This window comes from Pseudodesulfovibrio halophilus DSM 5663, assembly GCF_059568665.1.
The window spans coordinates 145,677-162,170 of sequence record NZ_JCANTV010000008.1 but is presented as its reverse complement, the minus strand read 5'-3'; the positions used below and the strand labels follow the sequence as shown (position 1 = coordinate 162,170).

The 16,494-nt window shown below is 62.4% G+C and carries 17 protein-coding genes; 14 read left to right on the top strand and 3 right to left on the bottom strand.

Features of this window, described 5'->3' with window-relative positions:
• Window positions 1-48: 48 nt before the first annotated feature.
• From rpsP to BR24_RS02805, 7 genes are all read left to right on the top strand, one after another.
• On the top strand, window positions 49-288 hold the full coding sequence (gene rpsP / locus BR24_RS02835; RefSeq protein WP_496539994.1) for a 30S ribosomal protein S16: 240 nt from the start codon (window positions 49-51) through the stop codon (window positions 286-288).
• 90 nt (window positions 289-378) lie between these two features.
• Complete coding sequence (locus tag BR24_RS02830; RefSeq protein WP_496539993.1) at window positions 379-612, top strand: KH domain-containing protein; 234 nt, start codon at window positions 379-381, stop codon at window positions 610-612.
• Between the two features lie 6 nt (window positions 613-618).
• Window positions 619-1,170 carry a ribosome maturation factor RimM gene (rimM, locus tag BR24_RS02825; protein ID WP_496539992.1) on the top strand — a complete coding sequence of 184 codons (552 nt, stop codon included), beginning with the start codon at window positions 619-621 and terminating at the stop codon, window positions 1,168-1,170.
• Between the two features lie 43 nt (window positions 1,171-1,213).
• A complete protein-coding gene (gene trmD, locus BR24_RS02820) occupies window positions 1,214-2,509 on the top strand; it encodes a tRNA (guanosine(37)-N1)-methyltransferase TrmD (RefSeq protein ID WP_496539991.1) in 1,296 nt (431 codons plus the stop codon).
• Window positions 2,510-2,532: 23 nt separating this feature from the next.
• The gene (rplS, locus tag BR24_RS02815; protein ID WP_496539990.1) at window positions 2,533-2,883 is read left to right on the top strand and encodes a 50S ribosomal protein L19; all 351 of its coding nucleotides are present in this window, start codon (window positions 2,533-2,535) and stop codon (window positions 2,881-2,883) included.
• A gap of 301 nt (window positions 2,884-3,184) precedes the next feature.
• Window positions 3,185-3,832: a ribonuclease HII gene (gene rnhB, locus BR24_RS02810; RefSeq protein WP_496539989.1), complete on the top strand. Its 648-nt coding sequence runs from the start codon at window positions 3,185-3,187 to the stop codon at window positions 3,830-3,832.
• A 51-nt stretch (window positions 3,833-3,883) separates the two neighbouring features.
• Entirely contained in the window at window positions 3,884-4,324 is a 441-nt protein-coding gene (locus tag BR24_RS02805) for a 3D domain-containing protein (protein ID WP_496539988.1), read from the top strand.
• 499 nt (window positions 4,325-4,823) lie between these two features.
• Here the strand turns inward: BR24_RS02805 and BR24_RS02800 are convergent, their stop codons facing one another.
• The 3 genes from BR24_RS02800 to BR24_RS02790 all read right to left on the bottom strand — a co-directional run bounded on the left by BR24_RS02800 (window position 4,824) and on the right by BR24_RS02790 (window position 7,160).
• Window positions 4,824-5,471 carry a CBS domain-containing protein gene (locus tag BR24_RS02800; protein ID WP_496539987.1) on the bottom strand — a complete coding sequence of 216 codons (648 nt, stop codon included), beginning with the start codon at window positions 5,469-5,471 and terminating at the stop codon, window positions 4,824-4,826.
• 82 nt (window positions 5,472-5,553) lie between these two features.
• The gene (locus BR24_RS02795) at window positions 5,554-6,054 is read right to left on the bottom strand and encodes a hypothetical protein (RefSeq protein ID WP_496539986.1); all 501 of its coding nucleotides are present in this window, start codon (window positions 6,052-6,054) and stop codon (window positions 5,554-5,556) included.
• A 65-nt stretch (window positions 6,055-6,119) separates the two neighbouring features.
• Window positions 6,120-7,160, bottom strand: a complete 1,041-nt coding sequence (locus BR24_RS02790) for an OmpA family protein (RefSeq protein WP_496539985.1) — start codon at window positions 7,158-7,160, stop codon at window positions 6,120-6,122.
• Between the two features lie 231 nt (window positions 7,161-7,391).
• Between BR24_RS02790 and rfaD the strand changes: the two genes are divergently transcribed.
• The 7 genes from rfaD (at window position 7,392) to BR24_RS02755 (ending at window position 16,454) form a co-directional block, all read left to right on the top strand.
• Complete coding sequence (rfaD, locus tag BR24_RS02785; protein WP_496539984.1) at window positions 7,392-8,369, top strand: ADP-glyceromanno-heptose 6-epimerase; 978 nt, start codon at window positions 7,392-7,394, stop codon at window positions 8,367-8,369.
• Between the two features lie 21 nt (window positions 8,370-8,390).
• Window positions 8,391-10,769 carry an LPS-assembly protein LptD gene (locus BR24_RS02780; RefSeq protein WP_496539983.1) on the top strand — a complete coding sequence of 793 codons (2,379 nt, stop codon included), beginning with the start codon at window positions 8,391-8,393 and terminating at the stop codon, window positions 10,767-10,769.
• Window position 10,770: 1 nt separating this feature from the next.
• A complete protein-coding gene (gene mutL, locus BR24_RS02775; RefSeq protein WP_496539982.1) occupies window positions 10,771-12,663 on the top strand; it encodes a DNA mismatch repair endonuclease MutL in 1,893 nt (630 codons plus the stop codon).
• Between the two features lie 8 nt (window positions 12,664-12,671).
• A complete protein-coding gene (gene alr, locus BR24_RS02770; protein WP_496539981.1) occupies window positions 12,672-13,805 on the top strand; it encodes an alanine racemase in 1,134 nt (377 codons plus the stop codon).
• A gap of 13 nt (window positions 13,806-13,818) precedes the next feature.
• Window positions 13,819-14,025 carry a hypothetical protein gene (locus BR24_RS02765; RefSeq protein ID WP_018124568.1) on the top strand — a complete coding sequence of 69 codons (207 nt, stop codon included), beginning with the start codon at window positions 13,819-13,821 and terminating at the stop codon, window positions 14,023-14,025.
• Window positions 14,026-14,227: 202 nt separating this feature from the next.
• Entirely contained in the window at window positions 14,228-15,628 is a 1,401-nt protein-coding gene (locus BR24_RS02760; RefSeq protein ID WP_496539980.1) for an NAD(P)/FAD-dependent oxidoreductase, read from the top strand.
• Window positions 15,629-15,728: 100 nt separating this feature from the next.
• Window positions 15,729-16,454 carry a substrate-binding periplasmic protein gene (locus tag BR24_RS02755; protein ID WP_496539979.1) on the top strand — a complete coding sequence of 242 codons (726 nt, stop codon included), beginning with the start codon at window positions 15,729-15,731 and terminating at the stop codon, window positions 16,452-16,454.
• Window positions 16,455-16,494: the final 40 nt, after the last annotated feature.

The window sequence follows — 16,494 nt, the reverse complement described above, 5'->3', positions numbered from 1 at the left end:
AAAGACTGGCTTAAAACGTAAAGAATAAAAACTGGGGGTATTGACACCATGGCTATGACTATTCGACTGACCCGCATGGGTTCCAAAAAGCGTCCGTTCTACCGCGTCGTCGCACTCGACAGCAAAACCCGTCGCGACGGTCGTCCGGTGGAGTACCTCGGACACTACAACCCGATGGTCGAACCCGCAGATGTCAAGATCGACAAGGAAAAGGTCGAAAAGTGGGTCAGCGAAGGCGCCACTTTGTCCAATACCGTTCGTTCCCTGCTCAAGCAGGCCGGAAAGTAGTTGTTGCGGCGCTACTGGTCCGGGCTTGTTTGGCGGAACTTCATGTTCGTAGGCGCTCTCACATCGCACCGCCTGAATCGGAGGTAGATCATGCTGAAGGAACTTATTGAGTTCATTGCCAAAGCCCTTGTGGACAACCCGGACGAAGTGCTGGTTTCCGAAGTCGAAGGCGAGCAGACGTCGGTGATCGAGCTGAAGGTCGCCAAGGAAGACCTCGGCAAAGTCATCGGCAAACAGGGCCGCACCGCCCGTGCGATGCGCACCCTTCTGGGTGCCGCGTCCACCAAGGCCAGAAAGCGCGCCGTTCTGGAAATCCTCGAGTAGGAGACCATGACCGCAGCCGCCAGGCCCGTTGCCGACAAGTCCTTCGTGACCGTCGGCAGGGTGGTCAAACCGCATGGCATCCGCGGGGAGTTCAGCATGCGCATGTATGCTGACTCCCCTTCGCTGTTTGACGAAGTGGACCGCGTGTTTCTCGATACGGGAGGCAGGCGGCCCAAACGGTATAGTATTGTCAAGTGGCGAATGCACAAGGGGCTGGTCCTCGTGACCTTCGAAGGCGTGGACGACCGCACCGCGGCCGAAGGCCTGAGAGGGGCCGACGTGCAGGTGCGCAAACGCGACCTGCCTCCGCCGGACGAGGACGAGGTCTACCTGCATCAGCTGGAAGGGTGCGACGTGGTGCTGCCCGACGGGGCTTCCCTGGGCGTACTTACCGGATTCATCGAGACCCCGCAGCAGGACACGTGGAGCATCACCACTCCCGAAGGGCGCGAGCTGCTCCTGCCCGCCGTTCCCGAATTCGTTCTGGACATCGACCTCGACGAAAGACGAATCGTGGTCGACCCGCCGGAAGGCCTCGCCGAAGTCTGCACCGACTGATCCCGCCTGCGCCCTCAGAAACCTTTCACGCACCGGCTCGCTCATGAACTTCCATCTCGTCAGCCTTTTCCCCGAGTTCTTCGAGACTCCCCTCTCGTCCGGCCTCATGGGCAAGGCGACGGAGAGCGGCCTCGTGCGCTTCGACCACGTGGACCCGAGGGACTTCACTACGGACCGGCATCGTACCGTCGATGACCGCCCTTACGGCGGCGGTCCCGGCATGGTCATGATGCTCGACCCGCTGGATCTGGCGCTGCAGAGCATCCAGCGCCCCGGGCGCATCCTGATGATGTCCCCGCGCGGGAAGCCGTTCGACCAGTCCATGGCCCGCGAACTCGCTGCGGAAGAGGACGTGACCATCCTGTGCGGACGCTATGAAGGAATTGACGAACGCCTGCTGGATATCCACGACGTGGAACTGGTGAGCATGGGCGACTTCGTGCTCAACGGCGGGGAAGCCGCCGCGCTTTGCATGGTGGAATCCGTGGCGAGGCTGGTTCCCGGCTTCATGGGCCATGAGGATTCCGGCGAAGAGGAGAGCTTCTCGGGGGGCACCCTGGAATACCCGCACTACACGCGCCCCGTGGAGTACAAAGGGCACGGCGTGCCGGACATCCTCAAGAGCGGCGACCACGGCCGCGTCGCACGCTGGCGCAGGGAGCAGGCCCTCTCGCAGACCCTCTGGCGCCGTCCCGACCTCTTGGACGGGGCCGGGCTCGCACAGGAGGACATCGACTTCCTGAGCGACCTCTCGCGCCACAGGCTGGGACGAAACCTGTACATCGCGCTGGTGCACTATCCCGTCTGGAACAAACACAAGCAGAAGGTGGCGGTGTCCCTGACCAACCTCGACGTGCACGACATGTCGCGTGTTTCGCGCTCCTATGCGCTCGGGGGATTCTACGCCGTCACTCCGCTCGAAGACCAGAAGGAGCTTGCGCGCTCGCTGCTGGAACACTGGACGAGCGGCCCCGGAAGCCGCGTCAACCCCGACCGGGCCGAAGCCCTGTCGCTGGTTTCCGTTTCGGACGATTTGTCGCAGGTTGTGGTTGACATTTCCGCCAGAACAGGGCAATTACCCCTGCTCGCGGCAACGTCTGCGAAGCTCGACTGGAGAAAGGGGGCACCACCGCCCATGACGGTGGAAGATGTCCGCAACCAGTTGGAATCACGCCCGGTTCTGCTCGTATTCGGAACAGGGCACGGATTGGCCGAGGAAGTGCTCGACGCCTGCGACGGCACCATCAGGCCCATCCGATTCATGGACGACTACAATCACCTGTCCGTAAGGAGCGCGGTGGCCATCACCATTGACCGCCTGCTCGGGGACATTTGGTAAATATTCGTTACAAGGAGACTGACATGAACGCCATTCAGAAGATCGAAGCCGAACACATGCGCCTCGACCTGCCCCAGTTCAAGGGCGGAGACACCGTCAAGGTGCACTACCGCATCCTCGAAGGTGAAAAGGAACGCATCCAGGTTTTCCAGGGCACGGTCCTTCGCGTTCGCCGCGGCACCACCAACGCCACCTTCACCGTCCGCAAGATTTCCGACGGCGTCGGCGTTGAGCGCGTGTTCCCCATGCACAGCCCCTACATCGACAGCATCGAAGTGGCTGCCGAGGGCAAGGTTCGCCGCAGCCGCATCTACTACCTGCGCCAGCTCCGCGGCAAGGCCGCCCGCATCAAGTCCAAGGCCAACTGGGAATAGACCTCCCGGCCCCGGACGCCGCAAGAATTTCGGCAACCGCCTCGAGCATTCCCGCAGTGCTCCGGGGCGGTTTGTCGTGCTTGTGCGCAATGCGAACCGTCCTTTCGGCATCCGGCAACGGAACGCCGCCTGCCAGCTTGGAGCATGTCGGTCAGAGCCGCCTGCCCTTGCGGGCAACGGCGGTTTTCGCGTATCCGATGGATGCCGCCAGCTCGCACCGCCTCGGCCTCCGGCCCTGACGAAGGAAGGCGGCCCAACCCGTCTGCCCCCTCAGGCAGGACACCACATACAGGAGTCGTCCATGCAGCCCGGTTCCCTGATCGAATCCGAGCCCCTGCTCCCCGACCATATCGCCGGAGTGGATGAAGCCGGACGCGGGTGTCTTGCCGGTCCAGTGGTCGCCGGTGCCGCAGTGCTCCCCGCAGAGTACGACCTCCCCTTTCTCACAGACTCCAAGAAACTCACCGCCGCAAAACGGGAAGTCCTCTTCGATCAGGTCCGCGAGCAGGCCCTCTTCTGGGCCGTGGGTGTCGCATGGCCTGCCGAGATCGACCGGGTGAACATCCTTCAGGCCACCTTCCGCGCCATGAGCCGGGCCCTGCGACATCTCCGCACGACGCCCCGGCTGGTCCGCATCGACGGCAACCAGACACTTCCTTCTCCCCTGATGCCCTTCAACGCCTCACAGGAGGCCGTGATCAAAGGCGACGGCACGGTTCCGGCCATTTCCGCCGCATCCATCCTCGCCAAGACCTTTCGTGACCGGGTCATGATCAAGCTCGCCCGCCAGTACCCTCAGTACGGCTTTGACGGACACATGGGGTACGGAACCAAGGCCCATTGCGAGGCCATCCGCACCCACGGGCCCAGCCGCATGCACCGCCTGACCTTCGGCAAGGTAGCCCCGGAAAAACCCGCCGCAAAACAGGCCGGACTGCCCGGACTGTAAGCGAATCCTCCTCCGCTTGCCGAAATCCTCCAGGCATCGTATGATGCCATCATGCTGAAATATCTCTTCGCCACCACAGCCCTGCTCGGAGCCGTGCTGTTCGGCCTTGGTTGGAACACGCCCAACCCCTACCTCTGGAACACGATTGAAGTGACCGTCACGGCATACAACTCCGTGCCTTCGCAAACCAACTCGCAACCCTTCCTCGCCGCCTGGAGTGACACCCTCAAGCCCGGGATGCGCGCCGTTGCAGTCTCTCGCGACCTCATCCCCATGGGACTCGACCACAAAACCAAAATCCACCTCGAGGGCCTCGGCCCCTTCGACGGTAAATACACCGTCCTCGACAAGACCAACCGACGGTTCAAAAAGCGCATAGACCTGTACTTCGGCCTCGACATCCAAGCCGCCCGCGAGTTCGGCGTGCAGCAGGCCACCGTCTACTGGCGCGGCGAAGATTTTCGCCTGGCGGAAAACCTCTTGAGCGACTGAGGGTGCAGCCCATTTCGGGGAACTGACCCTGTCCTGTTTCGTTCGTCTTTTCCTGCTTCAGAGTGCGGCAATGCCCGGCGCGGCAGGCGCATGAACCGTTGCTGCTCCGTGGGAAGGGCGCGGGCCGGGTGCGGTCGAAGAGCAAAAGAAAAGCCTTCCGCGCTTCGAGCGGCAATTGCTGCGGGGCTTGGTCGACGCGAAATAATGCTTTGCCGGAAGTTCAGAGGAATCATTTTTGGCTTGGCGGAGCTCCTTGGAACCAAATCAGGCTAAGAGAGTCCGTCCGCCCAGACGCACGGAACCCAAAATCCCGTCAGCGGGGTTGCAGCATGGCCGCGGGTTGTGCGGTCGCATGGATCTTGCGCTGCGAGCCCGCTGACAACCCGGGGATTGCAAAGGGGGGCCGCCCCTTTGCCCGCCGGAGGCATATACGAGCCTAAAAAAGGCCGGTCCGCATGGTGTTGCGGACCGGCCTTTTGGGTATCTTTCGAGCTGAGGATCAGGCTTCGAGCAGGTCTTCCGGGCCGACGAGCTTGTAGCCTCTTTCCTTGAGCACCGCGTTGATTTCGGTGGGCTCCTCGGTTGCGACGCGGATGACGATGATTCTGCGCGGTCCGTGGAAGAAGGTGGAGGTGGAGATGATGGAGTATTTCATATTGGCGATGATGCCTGCCACTTCATAGAGAACGCCGAAGCGGTCTTCGGTTTCTATGGTGATTCGGCTTCCGCCTTCGCGATATCCCATTTCTTCCACGAGCACTTCGAGCATGCTGGAGCGGTTGATGTATCCGATGAGTTTGCCGTGATCGTCGATGACGGCGAGTCCGGCGAGGTTCATTTCATACATCATGTCGGCGGCGGCTTCGATGTCGGTCTGCGGGGTGACGGTCCGGATGTCTTTCCGGACGACTTCGCTGATCGTGAGCTGGCTCATGAGGTAGTTGAGCTCGTGTTTATCGAGCGAATTGACGACGCTGGGCATGGCGGCGCAGAGGTCTTCCTTGCGCACGTAGCCTACGAGGTCGTCGCCGTCGACTACGAGCAGCATCCAGAGCTTGCTGGCCTCGATCATCTTCTGAGCGTCCTTGACCAGTGTCTCCGGGGTGACGGTGACGAAATCCTTGAGCATTTTCAGCCCGACAAACATGCGAATTCCTCCTTGAAAGACAGAAACCGTGCAACGCAGCCTTCCCGGGGAAGGCCTACTTGAAAACTATGTAAAGGGAGTTCTACTTCCAGGAGCCGTTCTGGAACCTGAATATGACGTAGTTGGGTTTGCGCTCGACGACATTGAAGTCGCCGGCCCTGCACTCGCTGCGGGTCTCGGCGACGGATTCGTAGACGCGTTCTTCGAGGATCATGGTTCCGGTGTAGGGAACCTGCTTGCTCGATTTTTTGCGGACGCGACAGCGTTCGGTGTTGGTGGCGTATTCGTGGTAGCGTGCCCGCCATTCTCCGGTGGGCAGCTGCTCCACTTTCATGCGGGAGCGGGAGTGGAGGTGATTCCTGTTGAGCGATGCGATGCGTTGTTTGGCGAAGCGCCTGAAGTGAGCGTGCATCTTGACCAGTTCGTCCTTGACGCGTGGCTGAAGCGCTTTGCCCTGCGCTTTTCCGGGCTCGGCGGTCGCTACGTCGAGCGTACCGGTCGAATCCCCTTCCGCGTGTGCGGCGGGGACCAGAAGAAGCGCAACAAGAATTGCGGCGAATGCCATACCGGCCGTGGATTTCATACCAACTCCGCGAAATGAAAAGCCTTGCCGGAAGCGACGTGCACCCGGCAAGGCCCACAATACGGCTATTTGCTCAGGAGATCAACCCTACGGTTGAGCCTGCGGCCTTCACGGGTGCCGTTGTCGTACTTGGGATTGAGCTCTCCGTAGCCCTTGGTGGTCAGGCGATCGGAATCAATGCCGTTTTCCACGAGCCAGTCATGAACGGAACCGGCGCGGCGTTCGGAAAGGCCCTGGTTGTACGCTTCGGTACCGATGGAGTCGGTGTGACCGGCGATCTCGAACTCAAGGGACTTGTTTTCTTCGAGCAGCATCTTCACTTCTTCGAGCACGGGGACCATCTCGTCGGTGATCCTGTACTTGTCGAAGCCGAAGTGCAGGTCGAAGGAAATGGTCATGGCCTCGGGCGCGGGCATGGGCTCGGGCTTCTTCTCCTCCTGAACTTCCTTGTAGAAAACGTTGTTGGCGTAGTTGCTGAGGAAGGCGGGTTCGAAGAACTGGGTCACTTCCGCGTTGACGGAGCAGCCGTCAAGGGCGCGGATCTTGTCGATGACCATGCGGCCGTGGTCGTTGGTGGCCAGGCTCACGATGTGCAGGCACAGGTTGGAGCCGTATTTGGCGTACAGCGCCTTGGCCTGCATGACCGGGTCGGCACCGATGTTGGAGTCGCCGTCGGTGAACATGACCACCGCGGTCTTGCCGGAAAGTCCGGAAAGCACGGGGTCGAGATCCATGAAACCGTTACCCATGGGGGTGTTGCGGTCGAAGATGTCGAAGTCGTCGGGCAGCGCGGCGATGCCGTCGGCGAAGGCGCCGGTGCTGTAGCCCGTGGGCTGGATGCGGGCCTCGAACGGGGCGAAGCAGAAGATCGCCGCCGTGTAGTCAAGGTCGGGCACTTCATTGTTCATTGCGGAAGCGGCCTTCTTGGCGAGGTCGATCTTGGTTTTGCCCATTGCCGTGTACTGCTGGGCCATGGAGCCGGACTGGTCCATGAAGATGATGAAATTGTCCACCTTCTTCACCATCTTGGCGTTGGCGATGCCGACGCCGAGCAGCATGGTTGCGGCCATGGCGAGGCACAGGGCGATGATACGGGTCTGTTTCATGACGATCTCCTTGTATCCGGTTGAAACGGTAAAATAATTCTACACGGTTTTCAGTGGACCTAAACGTTAGAACAGAAAAAGGGATGAATCAAGCGGGTGTCTGAAAAAATCACATTCATTATGCTTTTTGCGCGTCAGGCCCGCGGTTGCGCCCCGGAGCATAACAAAGTATAAAACCGTGTTTTGCCGCGAGCGGCAGTAAAAATGAAATCGCTTTCCGGGAGTTGCGGAATGTACATAGTGACCGGCGGCGCGGGCTTCATCGGCAGCGCCATGATATGGAAGCTCAACACCATGGGCATCACGGACATCCTCGTGGTGGACAACCTCTCCACCTCAGAAAAGTGGAAGAATCTCGTCAATCTGCGGTACGAGGACTACCTGCACCGTGACCAGTTCCTCAAGATGATCATCAGCGGCGAAGACCCGTTCGAGACCGAAGGGGTCATCCACATGGGCGCCTGTTCGGCCACCACGGAACTGGATGCGGACTTCCTCATGGAAAACAACTACCGCTACACCCAGCACCTTTGCCGCTTCAGCCTCTCGGCCGGAGCCCGGTTCATCAACGCATCCAGCGCTGCCACCTACGGCGGCGGCGAGCACGGTTTCTCGGACGACGAGGACGGCATCGACGCGCTGCGGCCGCTGAACATGTACGGATACTCCAAGCAGCTTTTCGACCTCTGGGCCAAGCGCGCCGGACTTCTGGACCACCTCGCGAGCCTGAAGTTCTTCAACGTCTTCGGCCCCAACGAGTATCACAAGGGCGACATGATGAGCGTGGTCTGCAAGGCGTTCTCGCAGATCGGCGACAACGGCAAGCTCAAGCTGTTCCGCTCCCACAGGCCCGATTACGAGAACGGCGGCCAGTCCCGCGATTTCGTCTACATCAAGGACTGCGTGGACATCATGGGCTGGCTGCTGGAGAACCCGGACGTGGGCGGCATCTTCAACGTGGGCACCGGAGAGGCGCGGTCCTTCCGCGATCTGGGGCTGGCGACCTTTGCGGCCATGGAGCGCGAGCCGAATATCGAATTCATCGACATGCCAGAGACCATCCGGGAAAAGTATCAGTATTTCACGCAGGCGGAGATGGGCAAGCTGCGCGGCGCGGGCTACGACGCCCCCATGACGCCGCTGGAGGACGCGGTGAAGGATTACGTGCAGAATTATCTGGCACAGGATGACCCGCACCTGAAACCCTAACCTCCTGAGATCGGAGACATCTTGAAGCCGTTTTCGCGAAGTGCACTGCTGTCGGCCGCCGGGGCGGCCGTACTCATCCTGCTCCTGCTGCCCGCCATGCTCATGGGCAAGGACAGGGTGCTCAGCGGCATTCGCGCCTATGTGCCCCAGATGCCCGAAAAGGCCGAGGAAGAGCCCGACAGATGGACCTTTTCCGCAGACAAGGTCTCGGCCCAGCATACCAGTGAATACATCGAGGCCACCGGCAACTGCACCCTCGCCATGGGGGGCAACCTCATCCGCGCCGACTTCGCCCGCTACTATCGCGAGACCGGGTGGGTGCTCCTGCGCGGCAACGTCCGCGCCCGGTGGGAGGGGGACTTCCTCGAGGCCGACGAGGCCGAATTCGACCTGAACAACATGCTCGGCTGGCTCAAGAACGGCCGCGCCTTCATGGCCAAGTCCCACGTCTACGTGGATTCCGAGCGCATCGAGCGAAAGCCGGGGGGGATGTACTCCTTCGAGAACGCCCGCGTGACCCGCTGCTCGGGCGACAACCCGGCGTGGTCCGTGACCTCGGCCCGTGGCGATGTGACCCTCGACGGCAAGGTGCGGCTGTATCACACCGCGTTCCGGGTCAAGAATCTTCCCGTGGCGTATCTGCCGTATGCATCGCTGCCCGCCACCGGCGACCGGCAGAGCGGTTTTCTCTTTCCGGAGGTCGGGTCCAGCTCGCGGCTCGGGTTCAACGTCAACGCCGCCTACTACTGGGCCGTCAACGACGAAATGGACGTGACGGTTTCGGAATACTTCATGAGCAAGCGCGGCCTGATGCACGGGCTGGAGCTCAGGCACACCGAAGACAAGAACTCCAGAGGCCTCTGGAAAGGCGACTGGCTCGTTGACAACACGCGGGCCACCAGTGAATCTGACGAGGACGAGGCTTTCGACGACGACGGGCTCACCCGCCCCAACCGCAACCGCTGGTGGCTGCGCGGAAAGTACGACGGCTGGCTGTTCAGCCCAGAATGGAAGACGCTGGTGGACCTCGACCTGGTCTCTGACCAGAACTACCTGCGCGAGTTCAACCACGGCAGGTCCGGATTCGAAGCCAGCCGCGACGAGTTCGTGGACAAGTTCGGCCGGGACATTGACGACGCCGACTCCGAGACCCGCACGAGCAGCGCCTATATCTCCCGCAGCTGGGACCGCTTCGGGGTGGCGGGCAAGGTCGAATACAACCAGAACCTCGCCTACCGCAACGGCAACGGGGACGACAGCAAGGACCCGTCGGTGCACTCGCTGCCAGAGCTGGACGCTTTCGCGTGGAAGGATACCATCCCCGGCACCCCGCTGGAGTTCCAAGGGTCCGCCAAGTTCGACCATTTCGTGCGCCGGTACGGCGACGCCGGGCAGCGGCTTGACCTTCGCCCCGCCATCAGCCTGCCGATGGCCAGCAAGTTCGTGACCGTGATTCCCCGAGCCCGCGTGTTCGCCACCTTCTACAACACCACCGAGCAGGAAGACACCGGCAACCGGACCATCTCCCGTTTCGACGTGGAGAACAACAGCACCGAGGGCGGCAGACAGAACCGCATCGGTTACGAGGCGGGGGTTTCGGCATTCTCCGAGGTTGACCGCGTCTACCAGCTCGACGGCTCTCTCGAGGCCTCGCGCGAAAACGCCGGAAAGAGCAGATGGAGCAGCCTGCGCCACTCGGTGATTCCCCGCGTGGACTACAATTATCGGCACAGCATGGGCGACCAGTCCAGGCTGCCCTATTACGACAGCCGCGACAGGCTCGAGCCGGAAGATCTCCTGACCTATTCCCTGACCAACGTGTTCACCCGCAAGCGCCAGTCCGTGAAACTTCGCCCCGGCGGCGACGACGGACCGCAGGCGTTCATGAAGACGGATTATCTGGACTTCGCCACCGTGCGCTTCGAGCAGAGCTACGACCGCAACGAGGCCCAACGCGACGACCGCCGCGATCAGTATGAGCGCAGGCCTTTCTCGGATTTCCTCGCGGAAGTGGTGGTCCGCCCCGACAACTATCTCGACGTGGTCATGCGCACCTGGTGGTCGCCCTATATCCAGAAGGTCACTCAGCACGAGGGCACGGTCCGGGTCCACAACGACATCGGCGAAGTGTGGGCGGGCTACGACCTGCGCTCCGAGGTCGACGAATACAAGCGCCTGCGCGAGGACGAGATGTCCATCGGCAAGATCGGCGGCTCGCTGCGCGTGGCGAAGAACGTGACCCTCGGCGTGGAATACCGCCGCGACTTCGAAGCCAGCGAAGACCTTGAAAAGACCGTGCGCATGACCTTCGAAGGCGAGTGTTACGATGTGTACCTGCACTACTCCAGAACGCCCGACGACAGTCGTTACGGCATAAGCTTCGACATCCTGAAATTCTGATATGACCGAACGCGCCACCATCAGACCGCTCCCCCAGAGCCTGCGCAACCAGATCGCCGCCGGTGAGGTGGTGGAGCGGCCTTCCAGCGTGGTCAAGGAGCTGGTGGAAAACAGCCTCGACGCCGGGGCGACCCGTGTCGACGTCACCGTGGAGCAGGGCGGACGCACGCTCATCGTCGTGCAGGACGACGGCTGGGGCATCCCGCCGGAAGAGCTGGAGCTCGCCGTCACGCGCCACGCCACCAGCAAGATTCACGAGCTGGGCGACCTTGCGGCCATCGGCTCCTTCGGGTTCCGCGGCGAGGCCCTGCCGAGCATCGCCTCGGTGTCCCACTTCAAGATGACCTCCAAGGCCGAGAACCACGACGTAGCCTCGCACGTTGAAGTCCGCGCGGGCGAGGTGGAGTCCTCGGGACCGGCGGCCCTTGCTGCTGGAACACGCGTCGAGGTTCGGGGACTTTTCTCCAACGTCCCGGCGCGCCTGAAATTTCTCAAGACCGACGCCACCGAGCACAAACGCATCACCGACATCCTTTCGCGCATCTCGCTGGCGCATCCGCACGCGGGCTTCTCCCTGACCGTCAACGGCCGCGAGAGCTTCCGCCTCCCGCCCCGGCAAAAGCTGGCCGACCGGCTGTCGGCATTCTGGCCGCCGCAGGTGTGCGACAAGCTGCTGCCGTTCGACGCGGAGCGCGACGGGTACCGTGTTCACGGCGTGGCGGGGCACCCGAGTCAGGCGCAGGGGCGCGGGGACCGGATCTTCCTGTATGTCAACGGCCGGGCCGTGGCGGACAAGGTCATGCTCCGCGCCGTGAGGCAGGCCTACGCCGGGATGCTGCTCTCGCGCGAGTTTCCGCAGGCGTGCCTCTTTCTGGACATGCCCGCCGATCAGGTGGATGTGAACGTGCACCCCGCCAAGATGGAGGTGCGGTTCGTCGACGAGAAGGCGGTCTTCTCGGCCATTCGGCGAGGTGTCGTGCAGGCGCTGACCTCCCATCAGTCCGCCCGTGATGAAAGCCCGGCAATCGAAGCGACAGCCCGTCCCGGCGTCGGCGGCGACACGCCGGATCGCCAATGGAGCGCTCCGTCCGGTTCGGCTGAACCTTCCAAACGGCCACACACGCCGGGCGGCGACGCGCCCAAGTTCTCCTCATATCGCGAATACCGCTCCACCTACGGCGCCCCGTCCACCATGGACGTCCCTCTCCCGGTGGCGCCCTCGCGTGCGCCGGAAGCGGGCGGGGACGAAGAAATCCCTGCTCCGGACGAAGACGCAGCCTTTTCGCCCGAGCCCGGAACGACCGGTCACGAAGCCGAGGTCTCCCGTCGGACCGAGCGGCCCCTTTCCGGCACCGGCATGGAATATCTGGGGCAGGTGGCGGACACGTATCTGGTGATCCGCGAGGGTGGCCGACTGGTGCTCGTGGACCAGCACGCCGCGCATGAACGGGTGATCCTCGAAGCCATGCGCCGCGACCGCACCCGCGGAGACTCCCAGCCGCTGGGCATCCCGCTCGAGGTGGCCCTGCACCCGTCCGAGGCCGAGGTGCTCGAGGAGCTGTGGGACGGCCTGCGCACCATGGGCTTTCTGCTTGAGAGGGACGGCCCGAATCGCGTTCTGGTCAAAGGCATCCCGCCCACGCTGGAAACGGCCAAGGCGCGCGAATATCTTTCCGCCGCGCTGGGAGAGCGCTCCCGCGGCCTCGACGAGCTGTGGACCATGCTCGCCTGCAAATCCGCCATCAAGGCCGGGCAGCCGCTGGCGGACGACGAGGCGCTGGCCCTGCTGGACGAATGGATGCGCTGCCCGGAGCGCGAATACTGCCCTCACGGAAGGCCCGCCGTGCTGCGCTGGAGCGCGGCCGACATGGAAAAACTCTTCAAGCGCAAGTAGATTCAGCCATGAGCATCACCTATTCCAAACTTCGCTGCATCGTCGACCTCGACGCCATCCGCCACAATTACAGGCTCATGAAGGAGGATGCCGGGAACGTGGTCCCGGTCATCAAGTCCGACGCTTACGGGCACGGCCTCGTACAGGTGGCCCGCGCCCTCGAGTCCGAGGGGGCCTCGGATTTTGCCGTGGGCTACGTGCACGAAGCCGTTGACCTGCGGCACGCCGGCATCTCCGGCGGCATCATTTCGCTGCTCGGGCCGGTGAACATGGACGACTGCGAGGCCATGATCGAACACGACATCGTGGGCTTCGTGGGGCACTTCGAGACGCTGGCCCGACTGGCCTACAAGGCGGACGGGCGGCCCGTGCGCATCAGCCTCAAGTTCGACACCGGCATGTCCCGGCTGGGCTTCACACGCGAAGAGCTGCCGAAGCTCAAGGCGTTCCTGCGCGGTCGGCCGAACATCGTCCCGGTGATGGCCAGCTCGCACCTTGCGGTGGCCGACGACCCCGCGGCACGCGAGATCACTGCCGCGCAGGCTCAGGTTTTCTGCGAGATCGTCGAGGACCTGCGCGCCTCCGGCTTTGCGGTGCAGGCGAGCCTCGCCAACTCCGCAGCCATCATGGGGCACGAGGGCTGCCGTCTGGATGTCCAACGGGCGGGCATCTCCCTCTACGGCGGCAACCCGTATGCAGGGACCGAGTGGGAATCGCTCGGCGACGATCTTCGTCCGGCCATGCAGGTGGCGGCGCCCGTCCTGCACGTGCACACGCTGGACAAGGGCCGCAGCATCAGCTACGGCCATACCTTCACCGCGGACAGGGACATGACCGTGGCCGTGGTCGGCGCAGGGTATGCCGACTGCTACAGCCGGGGGCTCTCCAACACCGGCTGGATGAACGTGGGCGGCGTGCGCTGTCCCATCGTGGGCCGGGTCTGCATGCAGATGACCGCCGTGGACCTCTCCCCGGCCGAGGCCGCCGGAGTGCAGGTGAAGACCGGAGACGACGCGTGGCTGCTGGGCGGCCCCGGTGAAGGACGTATTTCACCACAGGACCTTGCGGACTGGTGGGGAACCATTACATATGAAGTGTTCTGCGTGCTGGGAATGAACCGGCGCGAGTATCCGGACACATAAAAGGAGCGACACGATGAGCGAATGGGTCATTGCTGAGAACTACCCCAAGGAAGAGCTGGAAAAGGAAGGCGTCACCCCCGAATGGCTGCTGGGCAAGTGGCTGGACGTGGCCGAAGACATGGCGCTGATCCCCGAGCGCAACGTGCGCGTTGAAGAGCGCGGCGGCGTCGTCTTCGTTGAAGTCAGCGAGGAACTGATGTCCTGCATGCGCGGCATGTAGCATTTCCCGTCCACAGGGACGATGAAACGGGAACCGTGACCTGCGGTTCCCGTTTTTTGTTCGTGTTGGCGGCCATTTCCGCTCCGTACTTTTCCGCTTGACGCGTTGTTGAAACCGGTTATACGGTGGATCATGGCCCGTCTGCGCGTGGTCCCCTGCGCAGGTCGGGCCATACTTGCGTCCAATATACGGAGGAGAAGCAATGGCACCTTCAAAGCCAGCAAAAACGAAATTTGATGTCATCATCGTGGGCGGCGGTCCTGCGGGACTTTTCGCAGCCTATTACCTTGGCGAGCACACCGATCTCGACGTACTCGTCATCGAGCGCGGCAAGTCCTCGCTCAAACGCAAATGCCCCATCGCCGGGGACGAGTGGTGCGTCAAGTGCCGCCCGTGCAACATCCTGTGCGGCGTGGGCGGAGCCGGGCTGTTTTCCGACGGCAAGCTCAACTTCATCCCGAAGCTCGGCAAGACCGACCTGAGCCAGTTCATGCCCATGTCCGAGGCCAACAAGCTCATCGATGAAACCGAAGCGATATTCAACCGCTTCGGCATGGACGGCAAGGTCTACCCGACCAACATGGACAGCGCCAAGTCCGTTCGCAAGGAAGCCAAACGCAACGGCATCGACCTGCTGCTCATCAAGCAGAAGCACCTCGGTTCCGACAACCTGCCCGGACACATCGCGGGCATGGCAGAGCATATCAAGGAAAAGGGCGTAGTGTTTCAGACTTCCGAGGAAGTGAAGGACGTCACCGTTGACAACGGCAAGGTCACCGGCGTTGTCACCAGCCGCGCCGAGTATCAGGCCGACAACGTCATCCTCGCTCCCGGTCGCGTGGGTGCGGAGTGGGTCGCCTCCGTCGCCAAGGGGCACGGCATCAACGTCTCCCAGCGCGGCATAGAGGTGGGCGTTCGCGTGGAAGTCGCCAACGAGATCATGCAGGACCTCTGTGACGTGATCTACGACCCGACCTTCTTCGTGCGCACCACCAAGTACGACGACCAGACCCGGACCTTCTGCACCAACTACGGCGGCTTCGTGGCGCTGGAGAACTACCAGGACTTCGTCTGCGTCAACGGGCACGCCTACATGGACAAGAAGTCCGACAACGCCAACTTCGCCTTCCTGTCCAAGGTGGTGCTCACCGATCCGGTGGAGAACAACACCGCCTACGGAGAGTCCATCGGCAGGCTCGCCACCATTATCGGCGGCGGCAAGCCGATTCTGCAGCGATTCGGCGACCTCAAGCGCGGCAGACGCTCCACGTGGAACCGCGTGCGCAACAGCTCCATCGAGCCCACGCTCAAGGATGTGGTCTGCGGCGACATCGCCATGGCCCTGCCGGAGCGCATCGTCACCAACCTCGTGGACGGGCTGGAGCAGCTCAACGAAGTGGTCCCGGGGGTCTCCAACGACGAGACCCTGCTGTATGCTCCCGAGATCAAGTTCTTCGCCACGCAGGTGGACACCACCAACTCGCTGGAGACTTCGATTCAGGGGCTGTTCGTGGCCGGTGACGGTCCGGGCGTCGCCGGAAACATCGTGTCCGCCGCCGCGACCGCGCTGGTCCCGGCCAAAGAGATTGCCAAAAGGTCTTAGAAATGTGTCCCGGCAGCCCGCAACAGGGCTGCCGGGTCTTGCCGTACCCCGCTGATTCTTGTAGAAAAGAGGGGTGCGAACAATTCATTTCCCGGCTGCGATGGCCCTCCTTCTGCTCATGGTCTGCTCCTCCGCGGCGCAGGAGCTCGACGTGGCCTATCTGGAGTATCCGCCCTACATGTACACCGAGGACGGACGCTTCGAGGGTATCCTCGCCGACGCCACCCGGGAAGTGATGGACGAGGCCGGCATAGACGCCAACTACAAGGTGCTGCCGGCAAAGCGAATCCTCACGCTCATGATGGCGGGAGAGAAACTTTGCGCGATCGGCGCCTTCCGCACCCCGGGTCGGGAGTCGTACGCATGGTTTTCCGACGTCACCTACCAGAACTCCCCTCTTGCGGTGATTCATCGCAGCTCCGACGAGCGGTTCGACAAGAAGCGCACCCTCACCGACATCCTCGACGACCCCGATCTGGTCATGGGCAAGATGTACGGCTACTCGCTCGGCAGCATGCTCGACCACGAGATAAACATGCGCGTGCGCCGCGTGCGCGAAGTCACCGCCGACCTGCAGCAGTTCCTGCGCATGATCGAGATAGACCGCGTGGACTATGCGTTCTTCTCACCCGAGGGCATCCGGGGCCTCATGGCGACCAGCGGCACAGAGCCCGGCAGCCTCGAATGGTTCATCCCGGAGGGCATGCCCGAAGGACAGACCCGGCACATCATCTGCTCGCTTTCCGTACCGAAGGACGTTCGCAAGCGCATCAACGACGCCGTGAACAAAGTCGAGTTTCCTCGCTGGCAGGACGTCATCAACTGACGCTCCCTTTGTCACCTTCCGTTTTTTCTCTCTTCGCCCC

Coding starts and splice junctions, on each gene's coding strand:
- rplS (WP_496539990.1), top strand. CDS start 2,533: ATGAACGCCATTCAGAAGATCGAAGCCGAACACATGCGCCTCGACCTG.
- BR24_RS02760 (WP_496539980.1), top strand. CDS start 14,228: ATGGCACCTTCAAAGCCAGCAAAAACGAAATTTGATGTCATCATCGTG.
- BR24_RS02830 (WP_496539993.1), top strand. CDS start 379: ATGCTGAAGGAACTTATTGAGTTCATTGCCAAAGCCCTTGTGGACAAC.
- BR24_RS02805 (WP_496539988.1), top strand. CDS start 3,884: ATGCTGAAATATCTCTTCGCCACCACAGCCCTGCTCGGAGCCGTGCTG.
- rpsP (WP_496539994.1), top strand. CDS start 49: ATGGCTATGACTATTCGACTGACCCGCATGGGTTCCAAAAAGCGTCCG.
- alr (WP_496539981.1), top strand. CDS start 12,672: ATGAGCATCACCTATTCCAAACTTCGCTGCATCGTCGACCTCGACGCC.
- rimM (WP_496539992.1), top strand. CDS start 619: ATGACCGCAGCCGCCAGGCCCGTTGCCGACAAGTCCTTCGTGACCGTC.
- mutL (WP_496539982.1), top strand. CDS start 10,771: ATGACCGAACGCGCCACCATCAGACCGCTCCCCCAGAGCCTGCGCAAC.
- rnhB (WP_496539989.1), top strand. CDS start 3,185: ATGCAGCCCGGTTCCCTGATCGAATCCGAGCCCCTGCTCCCCGACCAT.
- BR24_RS02795 (WP_496539986.1), bottom strand. CDS start 6,054: ATGAAATCCACGGCCGGTATGGCATTCGCCGCAATTCTTGTTGCGCTT.
- trmD (WP_496539991.1), top strand. CDS start 1,214: ATGAACTTCCATCTCGTCAGCCTTTTCCCCGAGTTCTTCGAGACTCCC.
- rfaD (WP_496539984.1), top strand. CDS start 7,392: ATGTACATAGTGACCGGCGGCGCGGGCTTCATCGGCAGCGCCATGATA.
- BR24_RS02790 (WP_496539985.1), bottom strand. CDS start 7,160: ATGAAACAGACCCGTATCATCGCCCTGTGCCTCGCCATGGCCGCAACC.
- BR24_RS02765 (WP_018124568.1), top strand. CDS start 13,819: ATGAGCGAATGGGTCATTGCTGAGAACTACCCCAAGGAAGAGCTGGAA.
- BR24_RS02800 (WP_496539987.1), bottom strand. CDS start 5,471: ATGTTTGTCGGGCTGAAAATGCTCAAGGATTTCGTCACCGTCACCCCG.
- BR24_RS02755 (WP_496539979.1), top strand. CDS start 15,729: ATGGCCCTCCTTCTGCTCATGGTCTGCTCCTCCGCGGCGCAGGAGCTC.